Consider the following 22984-nt stretch of genomic DNA (forward strand, 5'->3'; position numbering starts at 1 on the left):
CTACAGGCCCGCACCAAGATCAAGTATTTCCGTCAGCCGTACAACCAACTGGCCTTCGTCGTCGCCGTCTGCTTCCTCCAGCGTGCCTCTCGCGATTAACTTGCTCCCGACAAATAAATCGACGGGGTCATCAACGCGCTTGTCAAGTGTGAGAACAGCGTTGGAGCCAAGCATCACCAAGTCGCGAACCAATGGGCGAGCCTGCCCGACAGATACTGTTATTTCAATCGGGACCGCTGTGAAGGGATTGTGCGTATCGGATGCAAGAGCTTTCTTTGAAGGAGTTTCAGCCATCTTTCACCTCGTTCGGATTGTTTTCAAAAAACGATGCAACTGCTGCAGAAATATCCGCGATGGCACGGTCCAAGTGCAGCTCTGCCTCGCTACGGTCCAGCCTCAAGATCACTTGGGTCGGTGCCAGCAACTTGTCCGTTGTCAGGACAAACGGCGTGGGAAGATCTTCCTGGAGTGCAGCACGGACAGCAGGCTCAGTTTCTGGCGCGACCGCAATCTCGATATTTCGATCCAAGCTTTTTCGTGCCAATGCCGACACTTCTTCGCGCACATGCGCGCCGAGGCTTGCATGTGCGATTTGAGGCAGCACAATGCCAACAACGCTACCCATAATTGCCTCAACTGACGCGTTAAACGTCGCGCGCAACTCGTGATATTCAAACGAAGCGTTCTGCAGGCTGTTAGCCAAACCGCTCGAAACGAATGAGCGTGTTTCAGTCTGGGCTGCTACTGCGTCCTCCCAACCCGCTTGGTAACCTTTTTCAAAGGCTTCAAGCTTTTGGTCCTCGATGTCTTCAATCGGGATGTCTTGCCGAGAATGCTGCGAGGACTGGATGTCCCCAAAGTCTTGGAACAGGTGCGACGCGGTCATTATGCGCGCTCCTCTTCGAGCCAGCTTCTCAGTATTTCGACTGTTTCTTCTTGGCGTTCACCAATCATCGATCGAAGGCGATCAACCGGATCTGCCTGTACATGCTCCACTGTTGTAGCGGCCGGTGCATGATCAAGTGAAGACAGATCTGGCAACTTGTCCGAAGCGCGGTCGATGCTGATGTCCCCGATAGAAGAGGCATCCAAAGAATTGGCGATCACCGGTGTATCCATGGTGTCTTCCGGCAAAGGTGCCGGCAAACTATCCGGCAGCGACGATGGCGCACGTGATAGAACGGGTCTGACGACAAAAAGCCCAAGTATTAGGGCTACAATGGCCAAGATTGTCATCTGAATTCCGGACATCACATCAATGTGGAAGTCGTCGAAAACTGATGTTTCCGCGACAGTACCTTGGGGCACAACTGATTGTAGTTCCATTGCCTTAATTGTGATGACATCGCCGCGGTCCTCATTAAAACCGACGGCGGAAGCGACTAGTTCGCGCAGCGCATTCAATTCATCTGCCGATCGCTGAGTTGTTTGAGTGCCGCCCTCTGCATCAGCAACTGTCTCGTTGACGAGCACGGCGACCGTGACACGCCGAATTGCACCGGCAGCTTTAACAATAGCTCGCTCGGTTTCGGAAACTTCGTAGTTGATGCGCTCGCGAGTTTCTGAGTTCTGTGATGACGCGCTGTCTCCTCCAGCGCCATCTCCATCCGGTAGATTGGAGGCAACAGTCACATCTCCTCCAGCGGCTTCGCTGGAGGTACTTGAACGTTCTTCAGTGTCCGTGCTGATCACCACACGTTCCTGCGGATCAAACCGGCGTTCCCGAATCTCTTCCGTTTCTGTGACGGTTTCGACACTGACCTCAACCACCGCGTTTCCCGGGCCAACGCGCGCCTCTAGCAACCGCTCCACACGCTCGCGAAGCATTTTTTCCTTGTCTTCTGAACCTGCAGCAGGTGCGGAATCGTCGCTTGCGCCAATCAAAGCACCGTTTGCATCAATCACGGCGACATCTTCCGCGGACAGCCCGGCCACGGCAGATGCAACCAGGAACCGAATTGCTTTGGCTTGCTGTGTCGTGAGCTGCCCACCGTTGGAGGTGATTGCGACGGAAGCTGTAGGCGTGACGCTGCGTTGAAACGGGTTGGATCCTGTTGAGGCGATATGAACACGCGCCATTCCCACGTGAGGGCTCGAGACAATTGTGCGCGCCAGCTCGCCTTCTTTCGCGCGCCAATATGCTGCATCAAACATTTGCGAGGTGGTGCCAAAGCCGGACAGATTATCCAGCAATTCATATCCACGGCTGTTGTTTGCCGGTAATCCTTCACTTGCCAGAGTGAGCCGAAGTTGATCCCGATCTTGCGCATCAACAAAAATGGATCCGCCGCGCACTTCAAATGGAATACCGCGTTGTTCAAGCGATCTCACCACTTCACCAGCTGCCCCATTCTCCAATCCGGCATACAGCAGAGTCATTGTAGGCGCCGTCACGATTCGTGACATCGCAAGTATTGCAAGGAACATTGCAACCGTCGCTGCGACGACAGTGATTTGGCGCTTGATATCCAGGCCCATCCAGACATTCAGTAACTGCTGCACGTTTGTCTCCGTCATGTCGCGCGTTCTGCTCGACTTTGAGACAGCAATGGCTGAACAGCCTTAACAATCGGTTAGTTGATCTGTGGCAAATCTGTTTTCGATCATTTTTGAGTAGGATCCAGATGACAGATGCAGCCGTCGATACTGATGAGGAAGTCAAGAAACCTTCGAAGATGCCTTTGATTATGGGTGTTGTTGCGCTGCTTCTCGGCGCTGGCGGCGGCTTCTTTGCAACATTCTCGGGTCTGATTTTAGCGCCCGAATCAAGTGTTCAGCCCGAATTGGACAAGTCATCGCCAGCAGATCTGCCTGACGTAGCGTTTGTCCCGGTTGAACCGATGGTAATATCACTGGCGCCCAACTCTCACAGCCGTCATCTGCGCTTCAGGGCGCAGTTGGAGGTACCATCACAATATGCGTCCGATGTCGAATCTCTGCTTCCGCGCGTTGTTGACGTTTTGAACGGCTATCTACGCGCGATTGAAACCGCGGACATAGAAAGCCCTGCGGCGCTAACCAGATTGCGTGCTCAAATGTTGCGACGCGTGCAGATTGTCGCCGGACCAGGGCGGGTCAACGACCTGCTCATAATGGAATTCGTATTAAGCTAATGGTGAATGAATGGATCTCGTAGCTGATATCTTGCTAGTAGCGGGCGCATTGGGTGCCGGGTTTTATTGCTTCGTTCTGGGCCGCCGACTTAAGCGGTTCAACGATCTTGAAAAAGGAGTGGGCGGCGCTGTAGCCGTCCTTTCCGCGCAGGTCGACGATCTGACAAGGACACTTGAGGCCGCACAAAAAACGGCCGCAGAATCCGCCGAAGCTCTGAGCGATACAACGCAGCGCGCTGCAGAAATAGCGCGGCGGCTCGAATTACAAATGGCTGCTCTGCACGACGTTCCCGGAACACAAGAACCCGAAAAAGTATCCAGTGCCCCGGTCGAGCCAAGTGAGCCAATCTTTACCCGCCGAACCGTGGGAGGAGGAAAATGAAAACCAAGAAAAAGTCTTACTTCTCCAACCGTGGTTCAATCACGCTGTTGGCTGCCTTGCTTGCAGGATCGGCCGTGATACGCATCGGCATAGGCGCCAATTCAGCGCTTGCCGAGGTAGACCCGGAAGATGGTTTCTCTCTTCCATTGGCCGCTCAACCCATGACCTCAGAACCGCTCGAAGGACGGGAAACGGACATCAAATCCCTGCTGGATGCATTGCGCGCGCGCGAGGCCAGAGTGAATGAACTTGAAGGTGAACTTGCGGCGCGTTCTAAGGCGTTGGATGTCGCACAAGTTGAGATCGAAAGGCGCCTTTTTGCATTGGAAAATGCGGAGCAACGGTTGCGTCAAACATTGTCTATCGCACAAACCGCCGCAGAAGATGATCTGTCAAAATTGACTGTAGTTTATGAAAATATGAAACCAAAAGAGGCAGCCGCATTGTTTGGAGCAATGGAACCAGCGTTTGCAGCCGGGTTTCTTGGACGCATGCGACCAGAGATAGCGGCAAAAGTAATGGCTGGGCTAACGCCAGAGTCCGCTTATTCGATTAGCGCAATCCTGGCGGGGCGAAATGCGCGTGCACCCAAAAACTGACTCTGCGTGAAGCTTTATTAACCGCAGTCTGCAATCGTCATGATCAAACGCATTGAGGGAATCGTGAAGTGATCGGGATTATTGGCATTGTAACCATCTTTGTGATGGTATTCGGTGGCTACTTGGCTGCCGGTGGGAAGATGGGAATTATTCTCAAGTCATTGCCGTTCGAGATGACAATGATCATCGGCGCGGCAGTAGGGGCCTTCCTAATCAGCAATTCTATGTCCGAGATCAAACACACTGTCAAAGACTTGGGAAAAGTATTCAAAGGTCCGAAATGGGCGCACGAGGACTACAAGGAATTACTCTGCCTGTTGTTTGAGTTGATCAGATTGGCACGCCAAAATCCGGTCGCAATCGAAGAGCACATTGAAGATCCAGAGGGTTCGTCCATCTTCTCTCGCTATCCCAAGATAGTAGCGGATGGGGAAGCGACGGCACTCATATGCGATACAATGCGCTCGGCATCCATGAACTACGATGACCCTCATCAGGTGGAAGAGGTACTTGAAAAGCGAATGGAGACAAACATGCACCATGCGCTCCATTCAAGCCACGCGTTGCAAACAGTGGCGGATGGTTTGCCTGCTCTCGGGATTGTTGCGGCGGTTCTCGGTGTGATCAAGACGATGGCATCTATTGATCAACCACCGGAAATACTGGGCAAGCTGATCGGTGGGGCGCTTGTTGGTACCTTCCTTGGTGTTTTTCTAGCATACGGTCTCGTGGGGCCGTTTGCAGCAAAAGTAAAAGCTGTTGTTGAAGAGGACAGCCATTTCTATCAGCTTATCCGCGAAGTGCTTGTGGCGAATCTACACAATCACGCAACCAACATCTGTATTGAGGTTGGGCGTCAGAATACGCCGTCGCACTGCCGACCCTCGTTTTCGGATCTGGAAGACGCATTGAAATCTGTAAAACAGAACGCGGCATGACGTTGACCTTCAGACTGTTTGTCTTGTTCACCTTAGTGGCTGGGACTGCCTACAGCGCGGAAATTCCAGTTCGCTCAGGTGCGCATGATACATTTGCCAGGCTTGTTCTGGACGTTCCCAAAGAAAAGAAGTGGTCGCTTGAAAAGACGGCTACGGGCATCACTGTCACAATTACTGGCCATACCGACGGTTTTGATATCTCTCGCGTATTTGATCGCATCGATCAGACTTACGTCAGCGCCGTTGATGGAGATGCAACGTCGCTTGACATAAAGTACGGATGCGAGTGTCAGGCAGAAGTCTTCCGCTCTGGCTCAATGCTCGTGGTTGATGTCAGCGCGCTTACAACTGGATCAACTGACAAAAACCAGAACATTGGGTTGTCCTCGTTGCAGTTCGTAGGTTCAACACAACTGCGGTTTACACCAGATCAACCTGGAAATGAGTTACCTGTCAGCAATCCACCTTCCGGTTTAGACGCACCCGTAGCTGAGGAAGCGCCAAACTTCCTGCTGAGTGAAGCACCTAGCACGATGGAGGTGAGCAGCCTCAAAAAAGCGCAGGAACAGCTCGCTAACAGGATTGGTTTTGCCGCGACCACGGGCATTCTGCGACCGAGCGATCTGAGTGTAACCGTGCCCCAACGACAACAACGTCCGCAGATCGACACAAGTATATTCAATTCGTCAATACAGGCGTTTGAAGAAGAACAAACTGGGCCGCCAAGCGGTAATCTACGCATAACATCGAGCAGCGATGTGCCAAATACAGAAGTCCGGGATACATCCACAACACTCGGCATGCAGTGCATCGACCCCGTAGAAGTGCGTGTTCAGGATTGGGGAGGCACGACTAGCTTTGCGACATCAATTTCCTTACTAAGAGGCGCCCTATTTTCCGAGTTTGACAAGATTGACAAGAAAGTTGCCGTTGAACTGGCGCGACTTTATCTTCATTTCGGTTTCGGTGCTGAGGCGAAGCAAGTGTTGTTAATGGACGCCGATTTGGCACCTGCAAACAGAGCACTCATCGATATTGCTGATGTCATGGAGTTTGGATCGGCGCAGGCGGAAAACTATCTTGGGAACTTCACCGATTGCGACTCGGACGTTGCACTATGGGCTATCCTGTCAGCCCAGAACTTGCGACCATCTTCATCCGTTGACAGCAGTGCTGCGCTTCTGGCGTTGAGCAGTTTACCAATACATTTGCGCAACTTCCTCGCGCCTGCGCTAAGCAGGAAGCTGCTGAAGTATGGCGATGAAGTTGCAGCGGCTGCGGCATTGCGCGGACTGGAGCGCACCTTGGAACCATTGCCCAGTGCCGCTGAACTGGCCAAGGCAGACATAGAACTAACCAGGGGGGACGTTGAAGCGGCACAAGGCAGGCTCGAAGCCATTGTTGCGTCTAATGATCAACAGTCCGCCGAAGCACTCATCCGATACGTGAACACTCAGCTAGACGCAGAAATTGAGATCAACGAAGACATCGCCACCTTGGTCGAAGCTTATGCAATCGAGATGCGCAATGACCCTCTCGGCGAGCAGTTACAAAGCACCCATGTATTGGCATTGGCAAAGTCTAACCAGTTTGATTCAGCCTTCGATGTTTTTCAGCTTATGCGGCCAAGTGGAAGCGTTTCAGATGCTGAAACGCTTTACTCCACACTACTTTTTCTTCTCGCCCAAAATGCCAACGATGCAACTTTTCTGAAGCACGCATTTCCCGCGATTGCCGAGCGAGGCAACGTCATGTCTACGAAAACCACAGATGCACTGGCTCAACGGTTGGCAAATCTTGGGTTTTTTGCAGAAGCTAACAAATTTCTTTCAACACAGACCGGCACACCTGTGACACGACAAAGAAAAGTATTGCTCGCCCAAATATCCCTGGGCCTGTCTCAGCCGCGTGCGGCCCTCGCACACCTCGGTGGGGTAGCGGGCGATTCCGCCGACAGCTTAAGAGCACAGGCGAACATCAATGCGGGTTATCACGACGCTGCATACAAGCTGTTCTCAGGTTTGGGAGACGAAGACGGGCGCACACGCGCTGCATGGCTTTCTGAGAACTGGCAACAATTTCTTGGATCAGATGACCCAGTCCTCGGCCCAATGGCTGAAGCAACCTCATCAAGGCTGGACATCTCAAATACTTCGACTGGTATGTTGAATCGGATGCAGGGGGCGCTGGAGGAAAGCGCAACCGCACGCCGCGCAATAGAGCAGTTGTTGGAGGCACACCCTACTCACGGCAGGTTGCAAAACTAGAAAACTTACAGAGTTTTTTAGTTACTAAATCTAAACGTGAATGGATTTAACTGAATCCGCTAGAGAATTGACAGAGGCGTATCACGGATGCAAGAAACTGCCTGCCGCGTCGTATCCACTGGCGAGTGTTGAGGACAAACATTGGCGTTAGACGAAACACTTCACTCACTTTCCTTTTAGTGAAGCTTTTGAGCTCATCTAGAGTAATAGCAATTCTTTTTCGTACCGTAATATCTTGGAAGCGAAATGATGACAAAAAATAGAAAAACAGAGAGTTTTTGATAGGATGAAGACTTCAGTATCGTCTGCTTTCAACCCAACTGTTTTGCTAGCGGTTGCACTTATGGCAATCATTGTCATGATGATCTTACCCATGCCAGCTTGGGTTCTGGATATCGGTTTGGCCACCTCTTTCGCACTCGCAATTCTGATTTTTACGATCACGCTTTTTATTGAGCGCCCATTGGATTTCTCATCTTTTCCCACAATCCTTTTGGCGTCCCTTATGCTTCGGCTATCCCTGAATGTTTCATCAACCAAGTTGATAATCGGTCAAGGACACACAGGCACACATGCTGCAGGCGAAGTTATCGAAGGCTTTGCGCAATTCATTATGGGCGGAAGTGTTTTTCTTGGTCTGGTTGTTTTCTGCGTTTTGCTAATCGTCAACTTCATGGTGATAACCAAGGGCGCAACCCGCATGGCGGAAGTTGGAGCGCGTTTCGCACTGGATGGTATGCCCGGCAAGCAGCTTGCCATCGACAGCGATATGTCGGCGGGGGCCATCGACCACCAGGAAGCAAAAGCACGGCGCGAACTTGAACAGGCAGAGACCACCTTCTTTGGATCTCTAGATGGTGCCTCCAAATTTGTTAAAGGCGATGCCGTTGCAGGTTTGTTGATCACACTTCTGAACTTGGTCGCTGGACTTGTGATGGGTGTCGCGGTGCATGGAATGCCACTTGGCCATGCATTTGAGACCTATGCCATTCTGACTGTTGGGGATGGCCTTGTTTCCCAGATTCCTGCCGTCGTGATTTCGATTGCGTCCGCGCTACTATTGGCCAGAGGAGGAGCAAAAGGTGCAACCGACCTGGCCGTCTTTGGCCAGCTAGGCCGACATCCCGCCGCATTGACGACCGTCGCTGTGCTGATGGCTTTGCTCGGTCTTGTGCCCGGCTTGCCAATCCTGCCATTTGTTGCCGGGGCAGGAGCCCTCGCTGCCGCTGCATTCTTGATCAAACGCAAAACAAGAGCAGCCGAGCTAATCACACCGGAGCCGGAAGACTCCGCAAACCCAATTCCTGAAAGAACCCTGGGCGACGTATTGGAACTGGACGACATTCACGTCGAGTTTGCCCCGGATCTTGTCAACATGGTGCTTGATCCAGGCACGGGATTGGATGCCCGAATTGCGAACATGCGCGTGCATGTTGCAACTGTATTTGGAGTCATTCTTCCCGAAATCCGGCTGACAGATAACGCGGGACTCCCGGCGGGCGGATATGTCCTCAGGATTCAGGGTGTCGAACAAGCGAGCGGCACAATTAAGCCAACAAAAGTCTTGGCGTTGGCTCTCGAAACATCCCACGATGTTCCGCAAGGGGAAGACACCACAGAACCAGTATATGGGGCTCCTGCCCGCTGGATCGCGACTGAGGACCAGGAAGTTGCTGCCATAGCTGGTGTTACTCTGGTCACACCGACCGAAATCCTGGCAACGCATCTTCTTGAGGTTATCAAACAAAACTTCAGCCGTTTGCTGACTCTGAAGTCCATACGGCGCTTGCTGGAAGAGATGAAAGCTGTGTCGGACCCGGCCAGAGCAGAAGCCAATCGCAAGATGCTCGACGCTCTGATTCCAGACAAAGTGCCTATGGACATCTTGCACGCCGTATTGCGACTTCTGCTGGACGAACAAGTATCGATCCGAAACCTGCCTTTGATCTTAGAAGCCGTTTCTGAAGCGCGCGCGCTCAATGCCCAGCCGGAGGCGATTTGTGAGCACGTTCGCCAACGCCTGGGCTTTCAGATTGTATCGGGCATTCGGCGGGATGACGGAACCCTTCCACTTGTTCAACTAGCTCCAGAATGGGAGGATACATTCTCCAACTACCAAGTAGATGCAGATCGAGGGCTGGACATTGCGCTGCCGCCTGAACTTTTTAATCGACTGGCGGAAAACGTATCTGAAAAACTGCAAGATGCCGGCGACCAAGGCATCTTCCCCGCGGTTGTGACAAACACCCGTCGGCGCCGGTTCTTGAAGACGATGATGCGCGCCAAGGGTATCAACAACCCCGTTCTGTCGTTCGAAGAAATAGGATTGGATGCGCGCCCAGCACTTGTTGGTGTTGTTGCCGCATGATCGCTGCAGCCGAAGCTATCTCACTGCTACAGACTCAGCTTTGGGTCGGCTTTGTAGTGCTGCTAAGAGTGGGTGCTACAGTTGCTTTGCTGCCAGGGTTTGGCGAACAGTCGGTTCCTGCCCGCATTAAGCTAGTCCTCGTCGTTGCGTTCACGTTGATCATCGCACCCGCTGTTCCGCAAGAGCCGCCAGCGTTTACGATCGAGAACCTTATGCTTCTATCCATGACCGAGACATTGTCCGGGGGAATCATTGGGCTTGGTGTTCGCCTCTTCATACTGGCCCTGCAAACCGCTGGCGCAATCGCGGCCCAATCTACGTCCCTATCCCAAATCATGGGCGGCGCCGCGATTGAACCGCTGCCGGCCATGGGACACGTACTCACAATTGGAGCCGTCGCGCTTGCCGTGATGGCTGGCCTACACGTCAAGGCGGCGCAGTTGCTCATTCATTCTTACGTTTTCCTGCCGATGGGGCTGTTTCTATCGCCGAATGATGTTGCGGATTGGGGGCTGTCACAGATCGCATACGCGTTCGAACTTGCCTTCTTGCTGGCAACGCCTTTCGTCATAATGTCTGTTTTGTATAACCTCGCGCTTGGCGTAATCAACAAGGCCATGCCGCAACTCATGGTTGCTTTTGTCGGCGCACCGCTCATTACACTGGGTGGTCTGTTCCTGCTCTTTCTGGCAGCACCCATAATGCTGTCTGTTTGGCTATCGGCTCTTGATCAATTCATGGCATCTCCGTTGGAGGTACGCAGATGAGCAATCAAGATGATGACAACGACAAGCCGTTCGACCCGACGCCGCAGAAATTGCTCGAAGCGCGAAAGAAAGGTGAGGTTGCGAAATCAACTGACTTGCAAACCGCGGCAGCATATGCCGGGCTCACATTGGCTCTTGTTGCGGTCGGCGCACAGAGTGTGACGTCTTTCGGTAGCAGCATGCAGGTCATATTGGATCAATCCGAAGACTTCGCCACCGTTCTGTTCAGCGGTGGGCAATCTGCGGTGATCGGGGGCATTCTGTTAAGTGCATCCGTCGCGCTTATGCCTATCTTTGTTGTGCCGGGACTCGCGGTCTTGGGTGCAATACTTGCCCAACGTGCATTTGTTGTCGCACCAACGAAACTGCAACCAAAGCTGTCTCGGATATCATTGATACAGAACGCTAAACAAAAATTCGGTCGAAGCGGGTTCTTTGAATTTGGCAAGAGCTTTGTAAAGCTACTCCTCTATTCAGGGTGCCTGGCCATGTTTCTCAACGCGCGGTTGCCAGACATGGTGAGTGCAATACAAACTTCGCCCGGCTTGGTCGTGTCTCTTCTAGCAGAAGTCTGCGTGGCTTTTTTGTTCCTGGTTGTTCTTATTTCAACGGCTTTGGGTGGGATTGATGCCGTTTGGCAGCACCATGAGCATATTCGCAAAAATCGGATGTCGAGAAAGGAGATCATGGATGAAACCAAGAACTCTGAGGGCGATCCGCATTTGAAACAAGAGCGGCGCACACGTGCCCAAGCCATTGCAACGCAGCAAATGATGGCAGATGTGCCACAGGCCGATGTGGTTATCGTCAACCCGACACACTACGCAGTCGTATTGAAGTGGTCGCGCGAAAGCGGAACGGCGCCCGTCTGTGTTGCAAAGGGTGTTGACGAGATTGCATTCCGCATTCGGGAAATTGCTCAAAGCAATGGCGTTCCAATACATAGTGACCCACCAACAGCGCGCACCTTGCATGCGGTTACATCTATTGGAGATGAAATTCATCCAGACCACTATGTAGCTGTCGCCGCAGCAATACGCTTCGCCGACAAGATGCGCCAGCACGTGCGCGACGGTCTGTGACAATGAACTGGTTCCGCCTCAAACAGATATCAGATTTAAAGTTTCAGCACAGCGAGCAGGCTGTTTCAAAACTCAGGGCGCGGGAGGCATCTCTGCGGTCGGAACTGGCAAGACTTCAAGGTCTCGCACACGAGACCCACTGCCAGCCTGCTTCAGATTCAGAACTGCGTGCCATAGGTGCAGATATCATTTGGCTGAAATGGTTAGAAAACAGCCGGCGAAGGTTGAACATTGAACTGGCCCAGGTGCTCGCACAAAAGGAAGAGCTTGTCGCGCAACACCGGAAGGCAAATGGGAAAAAGTTGGTCACTGACGCGCTGTCAGAGAAACAACAGCTCGATAGGCAGCGGCTGCGCAAAGCCCATGCATTGAACGAAGCCATAGAGACATCGTTAACTAGGTCAGTTTTCAGTAATCCTGACGAGCAATCTCAACAATGAGTACATCTGAGACCTGATCACCGATGTCTTTAATTGCGACTTCACGCAATGCACCGCGTATGACTGCCAAGTTGTTGGCGTCCGTGAAAGCGCCGTCAAATCCGCCAACATTCGCATGATCAAACAAAACTTGAAGGAAGGAATCTCTTAGCTTTGGCTCATGGGAATAGATTGCATCCTTTTGCCCGGCAGGTACTTCAAGACTAAGTGACATCACCACCAAAGCATGCACCGCGCCATCTCGCAGAACCGGCACAACAAATTGGTTGTTCATCTTGACGTATTCACGATCCGTCAAATCTCCGGCCTTATGAGCAGAATCTGACGACTTGGCAGGCTTTTCCATATCCACGGTTTCAGCAGGTTCAGGAACCGGTCTCAAAAAGACACCGGCACCCACACCGGCACCCGCTCCAACTGCAAGAAAAATCAATGGGAGTAGCTTTTTCACGCTGATCACTCCTAAAATGGCAGAACTGCGTCGAGGACCTGCTGACCAATCCTGGGTTGCTGGACATCAGTGATCTGACCGCGGCCACCATAGGACACACGTGCTTGCGCGATCTTGTCATAGGTGATTTCATTTTTGCGCGAGATGTCTTCCGGGCGAACGTAACCGGATACAAGAAGTTCACGCATCTCGAAATTGACACGCAATTCCTGGGAACCTGAAATTGACAAGACTCCGTTCGGCAGAACATCAACGACAGTCGCTGCCACGCGCAACGTCAACTTCTCCTTGCGTTTGACGGACCCATCACCGCTCGATCCGGACTTGGAGGTGATCGAGACAAGATCAGAAGACGACGCCCCTTCTGGCAACTTTTCGTCCAACCTCTGAGGCAGTCCGCCCAACTGCGGCACTTGCAGGCTTTCAGTACCGCTGCGAGACCGATCCGTCTCATTTGAGATTTCAGCTCGCTCGTCAATTTCAATCACAACTGTCATGATGTCGCCCTGCTGAACAGCGCGTCGGTCACCCAACAACGAAGATCGTTGTCCGCTCCAAAGTGAAGCGCGATCCGTGGGGCCAACCTCATCCACCGTAAGCGGCAGGCTGGCCGATACCATTGCCGAGTGCTCTCGTGTTTCCAACGGGTTCGAGAAGCTTGGGGGCTTGCCAAGGTGGTCACCGCGGCCACACGCAGACGCCAGACCACACAGAGCAACCATGGCGCATGTTTGTTTTATGTTTCTGATGGGTAACAAGTTCATCGAGTCACTTTCACTGAGCCGTCTTTTTGAACAAAACCGAACAACGTGGAACGGGAGGTCAAGTTCATAACGCGCACGCGATCACCGACGCCGCCACGCTCCAAAGCGCGTCCCTCGGTTGCAATCGACAAGCCGCCGGCATTGAAAAACAACGGCACAATTTGATTTCGGTCTACTACAGCCGGCGCACCGATTGCTTCGAACGGAATTGGTCGACCGGCATAGAGCGCTGTTCTTGCTTCTTGTCCGATGACATCAGCCATGTACTCGAACATCCCAGCTTGCACCTCGTCGCGAATTGTTAGATCCGCTGCGGTGATCAATGTTCCGGGCCGCAAGGTTCTGGTCGGTACAACTGTGTCGGCCGAAACTGAGGTAGCAATCAGGCAAGTTATGATCAGCGCTTGCTTCATCGGATTTGCGTCATCGCACCCATCATTTGATCGGCGGCTGAGATTACTTTTGAGTTCATCTCGTATCCGCGTTGCGCAGCAATCAAATCTGTAATCTCGCGAACCGCATCCACTGAGCTTTCTTCGAGATAGCCCTGGCGCAATGTCCCGAGACCATCAAGGCCCGGCGTCGTGACAACTGGCGGACCAGAGGCATCCGTTTCGGCAAACAGGTTGCTGCCAAGGGCCTCCAATCCTTTTGGATTGGAAAACCCAGTCAAATCAAATTGGCCAATTAGCTGCCCTGCGGCCGCATCCGCGAAATAGGCATAGACTTCGCCATCACCGTTGATCGAGATGCTGCGCGCATCCTCAGGAACCACAATTTCAGGCGCTACGGCATAGCCATCAGACGTTACGATAAGTCCTTCGCCAGTTCGTTTGAGTGCGCCGTCGCGAGTGTACGCTGTTTGTCCGGAGGGCAATGTAACTTCGAAATAACCATTACCATCGATGGCCAAATCAAGATCACCGCCGGTTGCAGCAAGCGAACCCTGTGCCAAATGCACTGACACTGCAGCTGGGCGAACCCCCAATCCCAGCTGGACACCCGTTGGCAAGACCGTTCCATCTGATGCGTTGATTGCACCCGGCCGTGTCATCTGTTGATAGTGCAAATCGGCAAATTCAGCGCGTCGCGCATTGTACCCCGTTGTGCTCATGTTCGCGAGGTTGTTGGATATTGTTTCCACCCGCATTTGCTGGGCCAACATACCCGTCGCAGCGATTTTGAGAGCGCGCATTGAAGTCTCCTTAGTTGGATTTCAACATGGCATCCATCGCACGACGGACCCGTTCATCTTCAGAATTGAGAAAGTCTTGACCCATCTCATAAGCCCGCTGGATTTCGATCATCCTTGCAAGTTGACCTATCGGATCGACGTTGGATTCTTCGACAAAACCTTGCAAAATTCGCGCGGTATCTGATGGTTCGAACCCCGCGTCAGAGCTGAACATAACCCCCCCCTCGCGGATGAGCGTTGTCCGATCTACGGGCTCAACAAGGCCGATCTGGCCCACGAATGCTCCATCTGCGCTGATCGATCCATCGGGAGACACCGAAAGCGCCCTTACCCCCGGAGGAACAAATACTGGGGCGCCGCCAGCGTCCAGAACCGCGTGACCATCAGGCGTAACCAAATCGCCTTGTCCATTCGGAGAGAAACTACCAGCCCGCGTAACGCGCTCACCTTCGGGTGTCTGGATCAGAAAGAAACCATCGCCCTCAATCGCGAAATCGTAAGTTCCACCAGTTTGGGTCAATGTACCCTGAACGAAAGATGTTTCTCGGACATTGCCGTGGCCCATCGATAGGGATGGTCCGCCTCGCATGCCTTGCACATACTCTGAAAAGACCAAACCTTCTTGGCGGTATCCGGTGGTTGCACTGTTTGCGATGTTGTTTGCAACGATCTGCATTTCACGCATCAACCCGGACTGGCGTGTAAGCGTTATGTAACCGGTGTTGTCCATATCAACCTCCGACAATCAGCGGGATAATCCGACTTTGAAAAAAGGAAACTAGGGTGTGGGTCATGAAACCCATCGACAACCAAAAGACGACAACAATTGCTGCGAGCTTGGGTACAAATGTGAGTGTCATTTCCTGAATGGATGTGAGTGCCTGCACCAAACCAATGGATACCCCGGCCACCAACGCGACCGTTAGTATCGGCATAGAAACCAAAACGGCAATCCACAGACCCTGACGCAATGTGTCGAAGAAGATGACTTCATTCAACATGTCAGACAGGCATCCTCAGGATTTCTTGATAGGCCTCGACAACCTTGTTTCGTACGGTGACAGCTGTTTCAACAGCAAGCTCGGTTTGGGCAAGGGCCTGCACCAGCGCATGTGGATCTGCCTGGCCGATCATTGCGTTCTTTGCGACCTGCTCGCCTTGTGCAAGTGTCTGCGCAAAGTCCATGGCCACCTTGCCGAAAACACTGCCGCCGGTGCCTTGACCAGGCTGCGTCGCCGGTCGAAGTGCCGTATAGTTCTGAGCTGCCGATAGTGCTGCGATTTCCATTCTGGATCTCCTTCAAGCTGCGCGCATTCAGCGGCGCAGTAGTTGCATCAAGCTGGACGACATTTGCCGCGTTTGTTCGAATATCTTCAGATTTGCCTCGTAGCTGCGCTGTGCTTCGCGCGCGTCGGCCAACTCGATCAACAGGTCTACATTCGACCCTTCATAGTGGCCCGTTTCATCTGCCATCGGATGTCCCGGATCATAAATACGCGCAAGCGGACGATCATCGAGCGACATACGCCCTACCTCGACATTGGCAACGCCTTGGTCGGCATCGAACTCTGTCCGAAACGGTATGGTCTTGCGCCTATAGCCTGGTGTGTCCGAGTTCGAGATATTTTCAGACAAGTGACGCAAACGAGATGCCTGAGCCTTTAGACCGCTGGCGGACACCGAGAGAGATTTTGCAAATTCGCTCATTGGAAGTTCCTTATTGGCGTCCCAAGCTAGAACGCAGAATGTTGAGAGCCGATTTGTAGATAGCCAGAGATCTGTCATGTTGCCGCTTTGCTTCGGTCGCGCGCAGCATTTCAGTTTCTAGCGAAACGGTGTTTCCATCTGGTGAGGCGAACGACTTATCTTGTTCTGTCGTTGCTTCGGCAGTGTTTGATGGACTGCCGTTCATATGAGAATGCCGCGTGGCGCGCTGCGAAAAAGCAGAACCTTCGCCCGGTCCATAGATATCCGTGAAACTTGGAAGGTCACGTGCAACGTAGCCAGGCGTATCGGCGTTTGCGACATTTTGCGCAATCACCGCCTGCCTTTGACCGGCATGTATCGCCATCGCTTGTGCCGACTCAAAAACGGCCAGATTTTGAAACATCGGGGCTTCTCCCTCGTGCAATTTCAATCAACGCTTAACTCTGATTCCCTAAGAAACTGTGTGCAAACATCAGGAGGATCCGATGCGCCAAGCCGTGCGATTGCAAATGTTGAAAGCCCAACTCGCAGACATTCAGGTCATGTATCCAATTGGCCGGATCAGTGCGGCACACGGAAGTGTCCTTACCGTGTCAGGCTTGAATGAACGTGCAAAGATTGGGGATCGCGTGTTGGTCTCGCGTCAGTCGGATGAACCCCTTTCGGCGGAGGTCGTGCAACTATCACAAGCAGCTGTAACTGTTATGCCAGACGGTCCCTTTGAGGGCATCGCACTCGGCGACCGTGTGACTATCGATACCCAAAGCAAGATTGCACCAAATGAAAGTTGGCTCGGTCGCATTCTTGATCCGGACGGCAACCCGCTTGATGGAAAACCTGTTAGCCGAGGATTGGCACCGCGTGCGCTAAAGAATGAGCCCCCAGCTGCAGCATCTCGGCGTGCGCTTGGACCCCGATTGGAAACGGGACATGTTGTATTCGACACAATGCTGCCGATTGTTCGCGGGCAGCGTATAGGTTTGTTTGCCGGTTCCGGTGTAGGAAAGTCGAGCCTGATGGGGCGATTGGCCCAACGCATGTCGGCAGATGTTGTCGTAATCGCAATGATCGGTGAGAGGGGCCGCGAAGTACGCCAGTTTGTTGATGATGTCCTTGGGCCTGAGGGATTGGCGCGCTCAGTTGTAGTTGCAGCGACATCCGATCAGTCCCCTTTGCTCAGACGCCGATGCGCTTGGACTGCTATGGCTGTTGCGGAGCATTTCCGCGATGAGGGAAAATCCGTTCTATTGCTCGCTGATTCGGTCACTCGTTTTGCAGAGGCACATCGCGAGGTTGCGGTTGCTGCGGGTGAAGCGCCAGTGTTGCGCGGTTTCCCTGCCTCCACCTCGCATCTAATCATGTCACTGTGCGAACGTGCTGGCCCAGGCGGACCAGATCAGGGCGACATAACTGCGGTGTTCAGCGTACTGGTTGCTGGTTCTGATATGGATGAACCAATAGCTGATATTCTGCGCGGCGTACTGGATGGGCATGTGGTATTGGATCGAGGAATTGCAGAGCGGGGGCACTTTCCAGCTATCGACGTTCTGCAATCTGTTTCGCGAAGCCTACCAGCGGCAGCTTCAAGAGCGGAGAACGAGACAATCGCACAGGTCCGAAAGCTCATGAGCGTCTACACGCAAAACCAAATGATGATCAGCGCCGGGCTCTACACACAGGGAGCGGATGCCGAAATAGATGGAGCACTGCAGGCATGGCCCCATCTAGACAAGGCGATGACATTGGTTCACAGCGAAGGATGTGCACATAGTTTCGATCAACTGAAGCTGGCGTTGCGCCGCGGCGGTAGCACCAACAACCGCAGTGCGTCCCGTTAATTGCTGCGCTTGACCATTGTATGACTGACGACCTTCACAAGTTCGACTGCCGCATCAATAATTCCAAAAGTACGTGCACGCAGCGAATGATCGAATCGGCTCAGGAGCTCAATAGAGTAAGGGCAATTGACGCGCCAGACGCTCCGCTTCCGATTTGGCCCAACTGCGAACGTGCTAGATATGTTGTGACCAAGCGATCGAGTGTTTCCGGGTCGGCAAAATCTGCAGGATCACTGACACCCAACACTCGTTCGGACCTGTCTTGAAACACAGATAATTGCTGGTCGATATCAATTTGCCCAAAAGCTTGGGGCAATCCTAAAGCGGTCTCAAAAAGAGTTCTTAGAGGCGGTTGTCCCATGATGCTGAACCACTTCGCTGCATCGGTTCCAGAGCCCTGAACTACGTCTGGAAGCGTCCGCTCAGCATAAAGCGCGATACGCATCGACTCATCTTGGTTGCCGGTTTCGACTTCGAAACTATTGGCCTGGAACTTCGCAATTATGTCATCAACAAAGCCTGGCTTTAACGCGCCCCTGATCTCTCCGGGGCCAAAGCCAAAAGCCTCCGAAAAGTCTCTGTAGCGACTATCCGAAAAGCGATTTGCCAATGCGTCATCTGCAGTGGTGCCATCGCTCAACATTTTTTGAATAAAGAAAGTATTGTTTATGTCGTCTGACAAGCCAAAGGCACCCATTGCCACGGTCAACAACTGACGATCTGATACCAATTCTTCTGCCGTACCGACGGATGCGATTTTTTCCGCAAAGTGATCAGTATCTCGTTTCAGCTCCGTTGACTGGCTGAATACAGAAAGCTGCTGATCATACGTTCGTTGTAGAAACTGCCACCCGGCCAAACCGGAAGAAATCAAAACTGGCTGGTACATGGTTAGTGGTTCGCTGCCAACAGACGCTCTTCACGGGGTAGAAGGGCGCGCAGTGCCTTAAGGCACTTGTAGTGATCATCGTGTACAAGAGCGTGCGACGCGATATCGAGATGTTTGCGGCTGTCAGAGTCGATAAATATCTGGCTCAACTCCTCGATGCTGCGCAACAACCATTGACGCGAGTCGGTCTTGTCACTGTCACCTGATAAAACGAGCTGAACAGCGTAGCACACACGCCGAACTGGAGTTGTCGCGTCTTGCGGGTGGATCGCGTCACGCAAACGCAAAATGTTCGCATCAGAAGAAACAATTGCCAACCGGCTTCTACGATCGCCATTTTCAATGACCGCTCCATTGATCAGTATGCGCTCTTTCGGACCAAGCTTTAGAATGAGACCACTCATTTTGAAGGTCCTTCCACTTTTAGACCACGCAAAACAGCCATATTTATTTCGAGTAAAGGCAACACTGATGCCTTTTTGCGCAATACTTTCTTGGTGTGATGGCGTGTAAATTCGGCCAAGTAGATGATCCGCGCTTTTAGATCTTCTGGCAGCGGATTTTCTTTATCCACAACATCAACGACAAGTGCCGTCCACAGCCTTTGATTGTCGTGCAATGCATGCGCGTAACTGGGGAAGTCTGATTTGGCCTTAATGGCCGTGTCGCGCAAACCTTGGGTTACACGGGCTATGATTTCATATTCCGCCCGTCGTCCGTTTTTGGTTGATACTGCATGTTCAGTATAGCCACGCATGGCCTGGAGGGTTGCATTCACACCATCGCCTTTCAGAGGTTCATGTCAGAAGAATGCCGGGGCGATGAACGTCAACGCCCCGGCTTGCCTGATTACCGGAACAACGACAGGATTGTCTGCGGTGCCTGGTTGGCGATCGAAAGCGATTGCACACCCAACTGCTGCTGAGTTTGCAGGGCTTGCAAACGCGCAGATGCTTCTTCCATATCCGCGTCGACAAGCGCGCCGATACCAGATTTCATCGCGTCCGTAAGTTTGCTAACAAAAGTATTCTGATCTTCGACCCGTTTCGCAGAAGCGCCCAGTTGAGCAGCTCCGTTGATCGCGGTTTGAAGGAACGCTTCCATTTCACCCAACGCAGTAGCGGCTGATGCCTGGTCTGTCACAGCCGTACGTCCGGCGATGTCCAGGTTGGCTTCGAAATCAACAGTTGCAACGTCGATAGTCGAAGCTGTCGGCGCGCCAGATCCAACACGGTCCAAAGACGACAGAATGGTGAGCTGAGTTCCGCCATTACCATCGGTGTCCGTCGCCAACAGATTTACGCCATTGAACTGTGACGCACCGATGATGGAAAGAATTTGCGCTTCTTTCTCCGCCATGTCGGCTTCGATTTTCGCGTAGTCAGCTGTTTCACTGTTGCCCGAAACAGTCAGTTCTTTCATCTCTTCAAGAACGTTTACAATTTGCTCAGCCCCAGCAGACGCAACTGCAACCGTTGACTCACCAACACTCAGAGAGTCCGAAATCGCGTTGAAACCAGCAACGTCCGATTCCATAACTTTGGAAATCGCCCAAATGGACGAGTTGTCTTTGGCAGACGCGACAGTTTTACCTGTCGAAATCTCGTTCTGCGTCATCGCCAGGTTTTTGTTGATACCCTTCAGGGTCTGCAGCGCAACCATTGCGCTGTTGTTCGTAAGAATGCTCGACATGTGCATTTCCTTTTGTCACGGCGCTTTGCGCCCTGGTTTACGTCCCGCCCCCCGATGGGACGGCCAAACTGCCGTTCTGACAAATGCACACCCCTCCACGGGGGTAATGCGCCACTTGTTGCCAAGTGCGCGATCACCATGACGGTGATTTGCCTAACGGATTCCTAAAGTCGGCAATCCGAAAAGGGCGGATTTGAACTAATCCTGCTCAAGCTCGTTTTTCCAATGCGCCGCAGGACTTTAGATTGACAGACGTGCGCTGCCCCCGCGCGTCATATGTGTCAAGCGACTCACGGACACGTCTGACCGCAGACAATCGTCGTGCTACAGATCGCACCCCATCTGCAGCCGATTCCAAAAGGTTCTGGTTCCGCTCGAGCTTGATCCGCAACGCAGTCGATACTTCGGCATTGGTTGCATCCCAACCTCCAAGCTGTTCAAGCAAACGCGTTTTCTGATCAAACAATCGGCCAACGTCATCAATGTTCCCGTTCAGAACAGCGGTTCTCTCGGCATCAAGCAGATCCTCGAGTTCTTCTAGTGCGATTTGAAACTCATCCCGTCTCATGGCTGCGCTCCTTAAGCGATTCAAACAGTGCCTCAGCCAGCCCTATGCCACCTGCTTCGACCATTTTTTCAGCTTGGGCTTGCACGAGGAATGATGAAAACTGATCTTCGCCCGCGCCGCCTCCGAACGCGTCACGGCTTTCTCCAAGCCCTGCCGACTTCAGCATTTCCGCAAGGAATGCTGCCTCAAGTTTTGCGGCAGCCGCACGCAAGGATGTGTCGTGGTGATCAGCAGATGACGGCAAACCAGTGTGTATAGAGGTTGTGATCATTGGCGTTCCTTAGAATTGGATGAATTTTCCCAACCCTTGCTGATCAGCGGTAAAGAACCAGTAACTATGGCTGGTCCAATGTGTGCGAAACGTGGAAGAATCCCGGAGAAATGCGTGCAACTCATCCAGACCATCAGTACGAGCCCAAAGACTGATCCGGCAGCGCCGACCCAACCAACGTTAGAACATATGGCAGGCACCTCTTTCGCGCTCGCGATGGGAGAAGACGCAAACGAGACCACCGAGCCGACGATCCCCGACATGATCGCTCAGGCCACTGATGAAGCCGCGCTGCAAGCTGAGAAACCTGATTTGGATGCGCTGCATTCCTCCGACTTTTCGAGCGAGGCAGATGGGCAACCAGTCAACCAGGACACCGAGGCGCAAGACACGCATAAGACATCCACCACGCTTCATGGCGAGCCAGGGCAAACACTTCATGCCGGCACAACACACGGTAATTCTGCACAACACACTGGGAATACGTCAGGGGAAGAACCCCATGCGCGTTCTAACCAACCCAAAAAGGCTTCACCTATATCGGCAATGATTCAGGGGTTGTCACAACCCAACCTGGCATCTGATGCGGCGGCCGTGGACAATCCCAAGGACGCTGAAAGCGAGGCGCACAATAAATCGGGTCGGCCCAAATCCGTTGTTCCGGCGACCGTAGCTGGGATGATCGGAACAGAACAACAAACAAAGCAAAACGCGATATCTCCGGAATCGACGCCGACAAATACGAGCATGCCGATTAACAGAATCTATGGGGTTGAGCCTTTGAAATCGCACAAAAACAGTCTTCACACTGAGTTGTCGCATGTCCCAAAATTTGACGGTGCGTCCGACAGAATCAAGTCAGCAGAGAAAGTGAACTTCACGGCACAGGCTGTCGCAAGCAGTCAAACTGGCGCCTCGTCACTTGTAGCGGCAACGCGATCGACACAAATGCAGGCGCCGCACGGGCTTCCAGAAAAATCCAATGAACCGATCATCGCGACTGTAAGATTCTCAGACCAGCATACCGCAACTTCACATACATCAGGAACCGGCGCATATGGCAGCCCATTGGTTCCTCAGAGCGTCGCAACGGGAACTCAACGGACACAAGCCGTCAACACAATCGTTCAAAACCTGTCGGAGCTGTCTGCGATCGGGATCGAATCCACGGACAAAGCTGATGAGCTGTCTTGGGAAACGCGCCCAATGAACGCGCCGAACACTGCCAAGACCACACCGCCAGCCCTACGCGCAGAGTTGCCTCAGCATCTCTCTAATACCATCGCGGAAGCATTCAAAAGGGCGCCTGATAAACCCATTGAAATTGCGCTCAACCCGGCGGAACTCGGTCGTGTTCGAATGATAATGTCAACGAGCGAAACCGGTATCACAGTGACCGTTGCAGCCGATCGTGGCGAAACGCTGGATCTGATGCGGCGCAATATCGACGATCTGGGCAAATCTCTGAACGATCTGGGTTTCGAGGATGTATCCTTTGCTTTTGATCAAGGGCAACAGAGTGCCGAACAGCAAGAACAGACAGGCAGCGATGACTCAGCTACGACTGACGAACCTCTTGCTGCACACCAAACGACAACTCCACTCGCACGTGTTTCGAACGCGGTGACAACTGGCATCGATATGAGGCTTTAA

General features: G+C 52.7%; 29 protein-coding genes. 11 read left to right on the forward strand and 18 right to left on the reverse strand.

All coding sequences use genetic code 11. The features are described from left to right. From Q1A51_RS19365 to fliF, 3 genes are read right to left on the reverse strand one after another with little or no spacing between them, the layout of a single operon-like run. Nucleotides 1-294 carry a FliM/FliN family flagellar motor C-terminal domain-containing protein gene (locus Q1A51_RS19365; RefSeq protein ID WP_299601369.1) on the reverse strand — a complete coding sequence of 98 codons (294 nt, stop codon included), beginning with the start codon at nucleotides 292-294 and terminating at the stop codon, nucleotides 1-3. Then, complete coding sequence (locus Q1A51_RS19370) at nucleotides 287-886, reverse strand: hypothetical protein (protein ID WP_299601371.1); 600 nt, start codon at nucleotides 884-886, stop codon at nucleotides 287-289. Before Q1A51_RS19370 ends, Q1A51_RS19365 begins: the two co-directional genes overlap by 8 nt. Next, a complete protein-coding gene (fliF, locus tag Q1A51_RS19375) occupies nucleotides 886-2502 on the reverse strand; it encodes a flagellar basal-body MS-ring/collar protein FliF (RefSeq protein ID WP_299601373.1) in 1617 nt (538 codons plus the stop codon). Before fliF ends, Q1A51_RS19370 begins: the two co-directional genes overlap by 1 nt. Before the next feature lie 122 nt (nucleotides 2503-2624). On the opposite strand from fliF, the gene Q1A51_RS19380 reads away from it, so the two are divergent. From Q1A51_RS19380 to Q1A51_RS19420, 9 genes are all read left to right on the forward strand, one after another. Further along, nucleotides 2625-3113, forward strand: coding sequence for a flagellar basal body-associated FliL family protein (locus tag Q1A51_RS19380; RefSeq protein ID WP_299601375.1), 489 nt, complete (start codon nucleotides 2625-2627; stop codon nucleotides 3111-3113). Between the two features lie 10 nt (nucleotides 3114-3123). Further along, complete coding sequence (locus Q1A51_RS19385; RefSeq protein ID WP_299601377.1) at nucleotides 3124-3495, forward strand: hypothetical protein; 372 nt, start codon at nucleotides 3124-3126, stop codon at nucleotides 3493-3495. Further along, a complete protein-coding gene (locus tag Q1A51_RS19390) occupies nucleotides 3492-4094 on the forward strand; it encodes a hypothetical protein (protein WP_299601380.1) in 603 nt (200 codons plus the stop codon). The genes Q1A51_RS19385 and Q1A51_RS19390 overlap by 4 nt, the downstream gene beginning before the upstream one ends. Nucleotides 4095-4162: 68 nt before the next feature. Then, nucleotides 4163-5032, forward strand: coding sequence for a flagellar motor stator protein MotA (gene motA / locus Q1A51_RS19395; RefSeq protein ID WP_299204207.1), 870 nt, complete (start codon nucleotides 4163-4165; stop codon nucleotides 5030-5032). Continuing rightward, on the forward strand, nucleotides 5029-7299 hold the full coding sequence (locus Q1A51_RS19400) for a hypothetical protein (protein WP_299601383.1): 2271 nt from the start codon (nucleotides 5029-5031) through the stop codon (nucleotides 7297-7299). The genes motA and Q1A51_RS19400 overlap by 4 nt, the downstream gene beginning before the upstream one ends. A gap of 286 nt (nucleotides 7300-7585) precedes the next feature. After that, on the forward strand, nucleotides 7586-9667 hold the full coding sequence (gene flhA, locus Q1A51_RS19405; protein WP_299601385.1) for a flagellar biosynthesis protein FlhA: 2082 nt from the start codon (nucleotides 7586-7588) through the stop codon (nucleotides 9665-9667). Then, nucleotides 9664-10434 carry a flagellar biosynthetic protein FliR gene (locus tag Q1A51_RS19410; RefSeq protein WP_299204198.1) on the forward strand — a complete coding sequence of 257 codons (771 nt, stop codon included), beginning with the start codon at nucleotides 9664-9666 and terminating at the stop codon, nucleotides 10432-10434. Before flhA ends, Q1A51_RS19410 begins: the two co-directional genes overlap by 4 nt. Beyond that, nucleotides 10431-11516: a flagellar type III secretion system protein FlhB gene (locus Q1A51_RS19415; protein ID WP_299601387.1), complete on the forward strand. Its 1086-nt coding sequence runs from the start codon at nucleotides 10431-10433 to the stop codon at nucleotides 11514-11516. The genes Q1A51_RS19410 and Q1A51_RS19415 overlap by 4 nt, the downstream gene beginning before the upstream one ends. Before the next feature lie 2 nt (nucleotides 11517-11518). After that, on the forward strand, nucleotides 11519-11956 hold the full coding sequence (locus Q1A51_RS19420) for a hypothetical protein (RefSeq protein WP_299601391.1): 438 nt from the start codon (nucleotides 11519-11521) through the stop codon (nucleotides 11954-11956). Here the strand turns inward: Q1A51_RS19420 and Q1A51_RS19425 are convergent. Genes Q1A51_RS19425 through Q1A51_RS19465 form a run of 9 tightly spaced genes read right to left on the reverse strand, consistent with a single transcriptional unit; the run spans nucleotide 11925 to nucleotide 16476 of the window. Then, a complete protein-coding gene (locus Q1A51_RS19425; protein ID WP_299601394.1) occupies nucleotides 11925-12407 on the reverse strand; it encodes a flagellar basal body-associated FliL family protein in 483 nt (160 codons plus the stop codon). The genes Q1A51_RS19420 and Q1A51_RS19425 overlap by 32 nt on opposite strands. Nucleotides 12408-12418: 11 nt before the next feature. Further along, nucleotides 12419-13129 (reverse strand): flagellar basal body L-ring protein FlgH, encoded by a 711-nt coding sequence (gene flgH / locus Q1A51_RS19430; protein ID WP_299601396.1) that lies wholly within the window; start codon nucleotides 13127-13129, stop codon nucleotides 12419-12421. A gap of 38 nt (nucleotides 13130-13167) precedes the next feature. Further along, entirely contained in the window at nucleotides 13168-13584 is a 417-nt protein-coding gene (gene flgA, locus Q1A51_RS19435; protein WP_299601398.1) for a flagellar basal body P-ring formation chaperone FlgA, read from the reverse strand. Further along, entirely contained in the window at nucleotides 13581-14366 is a 786-nt protein-coding gene (flgG, locus tag Q1A51_RS19440) for a flagellar basal-body rod protein FlgG (protein WP_299204180.1), read from the reverse strand. Before flgG ends, flgA begins: the two co-directional genes overlap by 4 nt. Nucleotides 14367-14376: 10 nt before the next feature. Next, the gene (locus Q1A51_RS19445) at nucleotides 14377-15096 is read right to left on the reverse strand and encodes a flagellar hook-basal body complex protein (protein ID WP_299601401.1); all 720 of its coding nucleotides are present in this window, start codon (nucleotides 15094-15096) and stop codon (nucleotides 14377-14379) included. Nucleotide 15097: 1 nt separating this feature from the next. Beyond that, nucleotides 15098-15367 (reverse strand): flagellar biosynthetic protein FliQ, encoded by a 270-nt coding sequence (locus tag Q1A51_RS19450; RefSeq protein WP_299204174.1) that lies wholly within the window; start codon nucleotides 15365-15367, stop codon nucleotides 15098-15100. Between the two features lies 1 nt (nucleotide 15368). Then, a complete protein-coding gene (fliE, locus tag Q1A51_RS19455) occupies nucleotides 15369-15653 on the reverse strand; it encodes a flagellar hook-basal body complex protein FliE (RefSeq protein WP_299204171.1) in 285 nt (94 codons plus the stop codon). Nucleotides 15654-15680: 27 nt separating this feature from the next. Then, on the reverse strand, nucleotides 15681-16073 hold the full coding sequence (gene flgC / locus Q1A51_RS19460) for a flagellar basal body rod protein FlgC (protein WP_299601404.1): 393 nt from the start codon (nucleotides 16071-16073) through the stop codon (nucleotides 15681-15683). A 10-nt stretch (nucleotides 16074-16083) separates the two neighbouring features. Then, entirely contained in the window at nucleotides 16084-16476 is a 393-nt protein-coding gene (locus Q1A51_RS19465) for a FlgB family protein (RefSeq protein WP_299204165.1), read from the reverse strand. Nucleotides 16477-16582: 106 nt separating this feature from the next. On the opposite strand from Q1A51_RS19465, the gene Q1A51_RS19470 reads away from it, so the two are divergent. Beyond that, nucleotides 16583-17911 (forward strand): FliI/YscN family ATPase, encoded by a 1329-nt coding sequence (locus Q1A51_RS19470; protein WP_366870288.1) that lies wholly within the window; start codon nucleotides 16583-16585, stop codon nucleotides 17909-17911. Nucleotides 17912-18011: 100 nt separating this feature from the next. Here the strand turns inward: Q1A51_RS19470 and Q1A51_RS19475 are convergent, their stop codons facing one another. From Q1A51_RS19475 to Q1A51_RS19500, 6 genes are all read right to left on the reverse strand, one after another. After that, a complete protein-coding gene (locus Q1A51_RS19475) occupies nucleotides 18012-18800 on the reverse strand; it encodes a DUF1217 domain-containing protein (protein ID WP_299601407.1) in 789 nt (262 codons plus the stop codon). A gap of 2 nt (nucleotides 18801-18802) precedes the next feature. After that, nucleotides 18803-19204: a flagellar biosynthesis repressor FlbT gene (gene flbT, locus Q1A51_RS19480; protein WP_299204157.1), complete on the reverse strand. Its 402-nt coding sequence runs from the start codon at nucleotides 19202-19204 to the stop codon at nucleotides 18803-18805. After that, nucleotides 19201-19557: a flagellar biosynthesis regulator FlaF gene (gene flaF / locus Q1A51_RS19485; protein WP_299601409.1), complete on the reverse strand. Its 357-nt coding sequence runs from the start codon at nucleotides 19555-19557 to the stop codon at nucleotides 19201-19203. Before flaF ends, flbT begins: the two co-directional genes overlap by 4 nt. A 92-nt stretch (nucleotides 19558-19649) precedes the next feature. Next, nucleotides 19650-20492: a flagellin gene (locus tag Q1A51_RS19490; RefSeq protein WP_299204379.1), complete on the reverse strand. Its 843-nt coding sequence runs from the start codon at nucleotides 20490-20492 to the stop codon at nucleotides 19650-19652. Nucleotides 20493-20700: 208 nt separating this feature from the next. After that, nucleotides 20701-21060, reverse strand: coding sequence for a flagellar biosynthesis protein FlgN (locus Q1A51_RS19495; protein ID WP_299601411.1), 360 nt, complete (start codon nucleotides 21058-21060; stop codon nucleotides 20701-20703). After that, complete coding sequence (locus Q1A51_RS19500) at nucleotides 21047-21331, reverse strand: rod-binding protein (RefSeq protein ID WP_299204148.1); 285 nt, start codon at nucleotides 21329-21331, stop codon at nucleotides 21047-21049. The genes Q1A51_RS19495 and Q1A51_RS19500 overlap by 14 nt, the downstream gene beginning before the upstream one ends. 114 nt (nucleotides 21332-21445) lie before the next feature. On the opposite strand from Q1A51_RS19500, the gene Q1A51_RS19505 reads away from it, so the two are divergent. After that, nucleotides 21446-22984 carry a flagellar hook-length control protein FliK gene (locus Q1A51_RS19505; RefSeq protein ID WP_299601413.1) on the forward strand — a complete coding sequence of 513 codons (1539 nt, stop codon included), beginning with the start codon at nucleotides 21446-21448 and terminating at the stop codon, nucleotides 22982-22984.

Source organism: uncultured Tateyamaria sp., from assembly GCF_947496075.1.
Taxonomy (GTDB): Bacteria; Pseudomonadota; Alphaproteobacteria; order Rhodobacterales; family Rhodobacteraceae; genus Tateyamaria.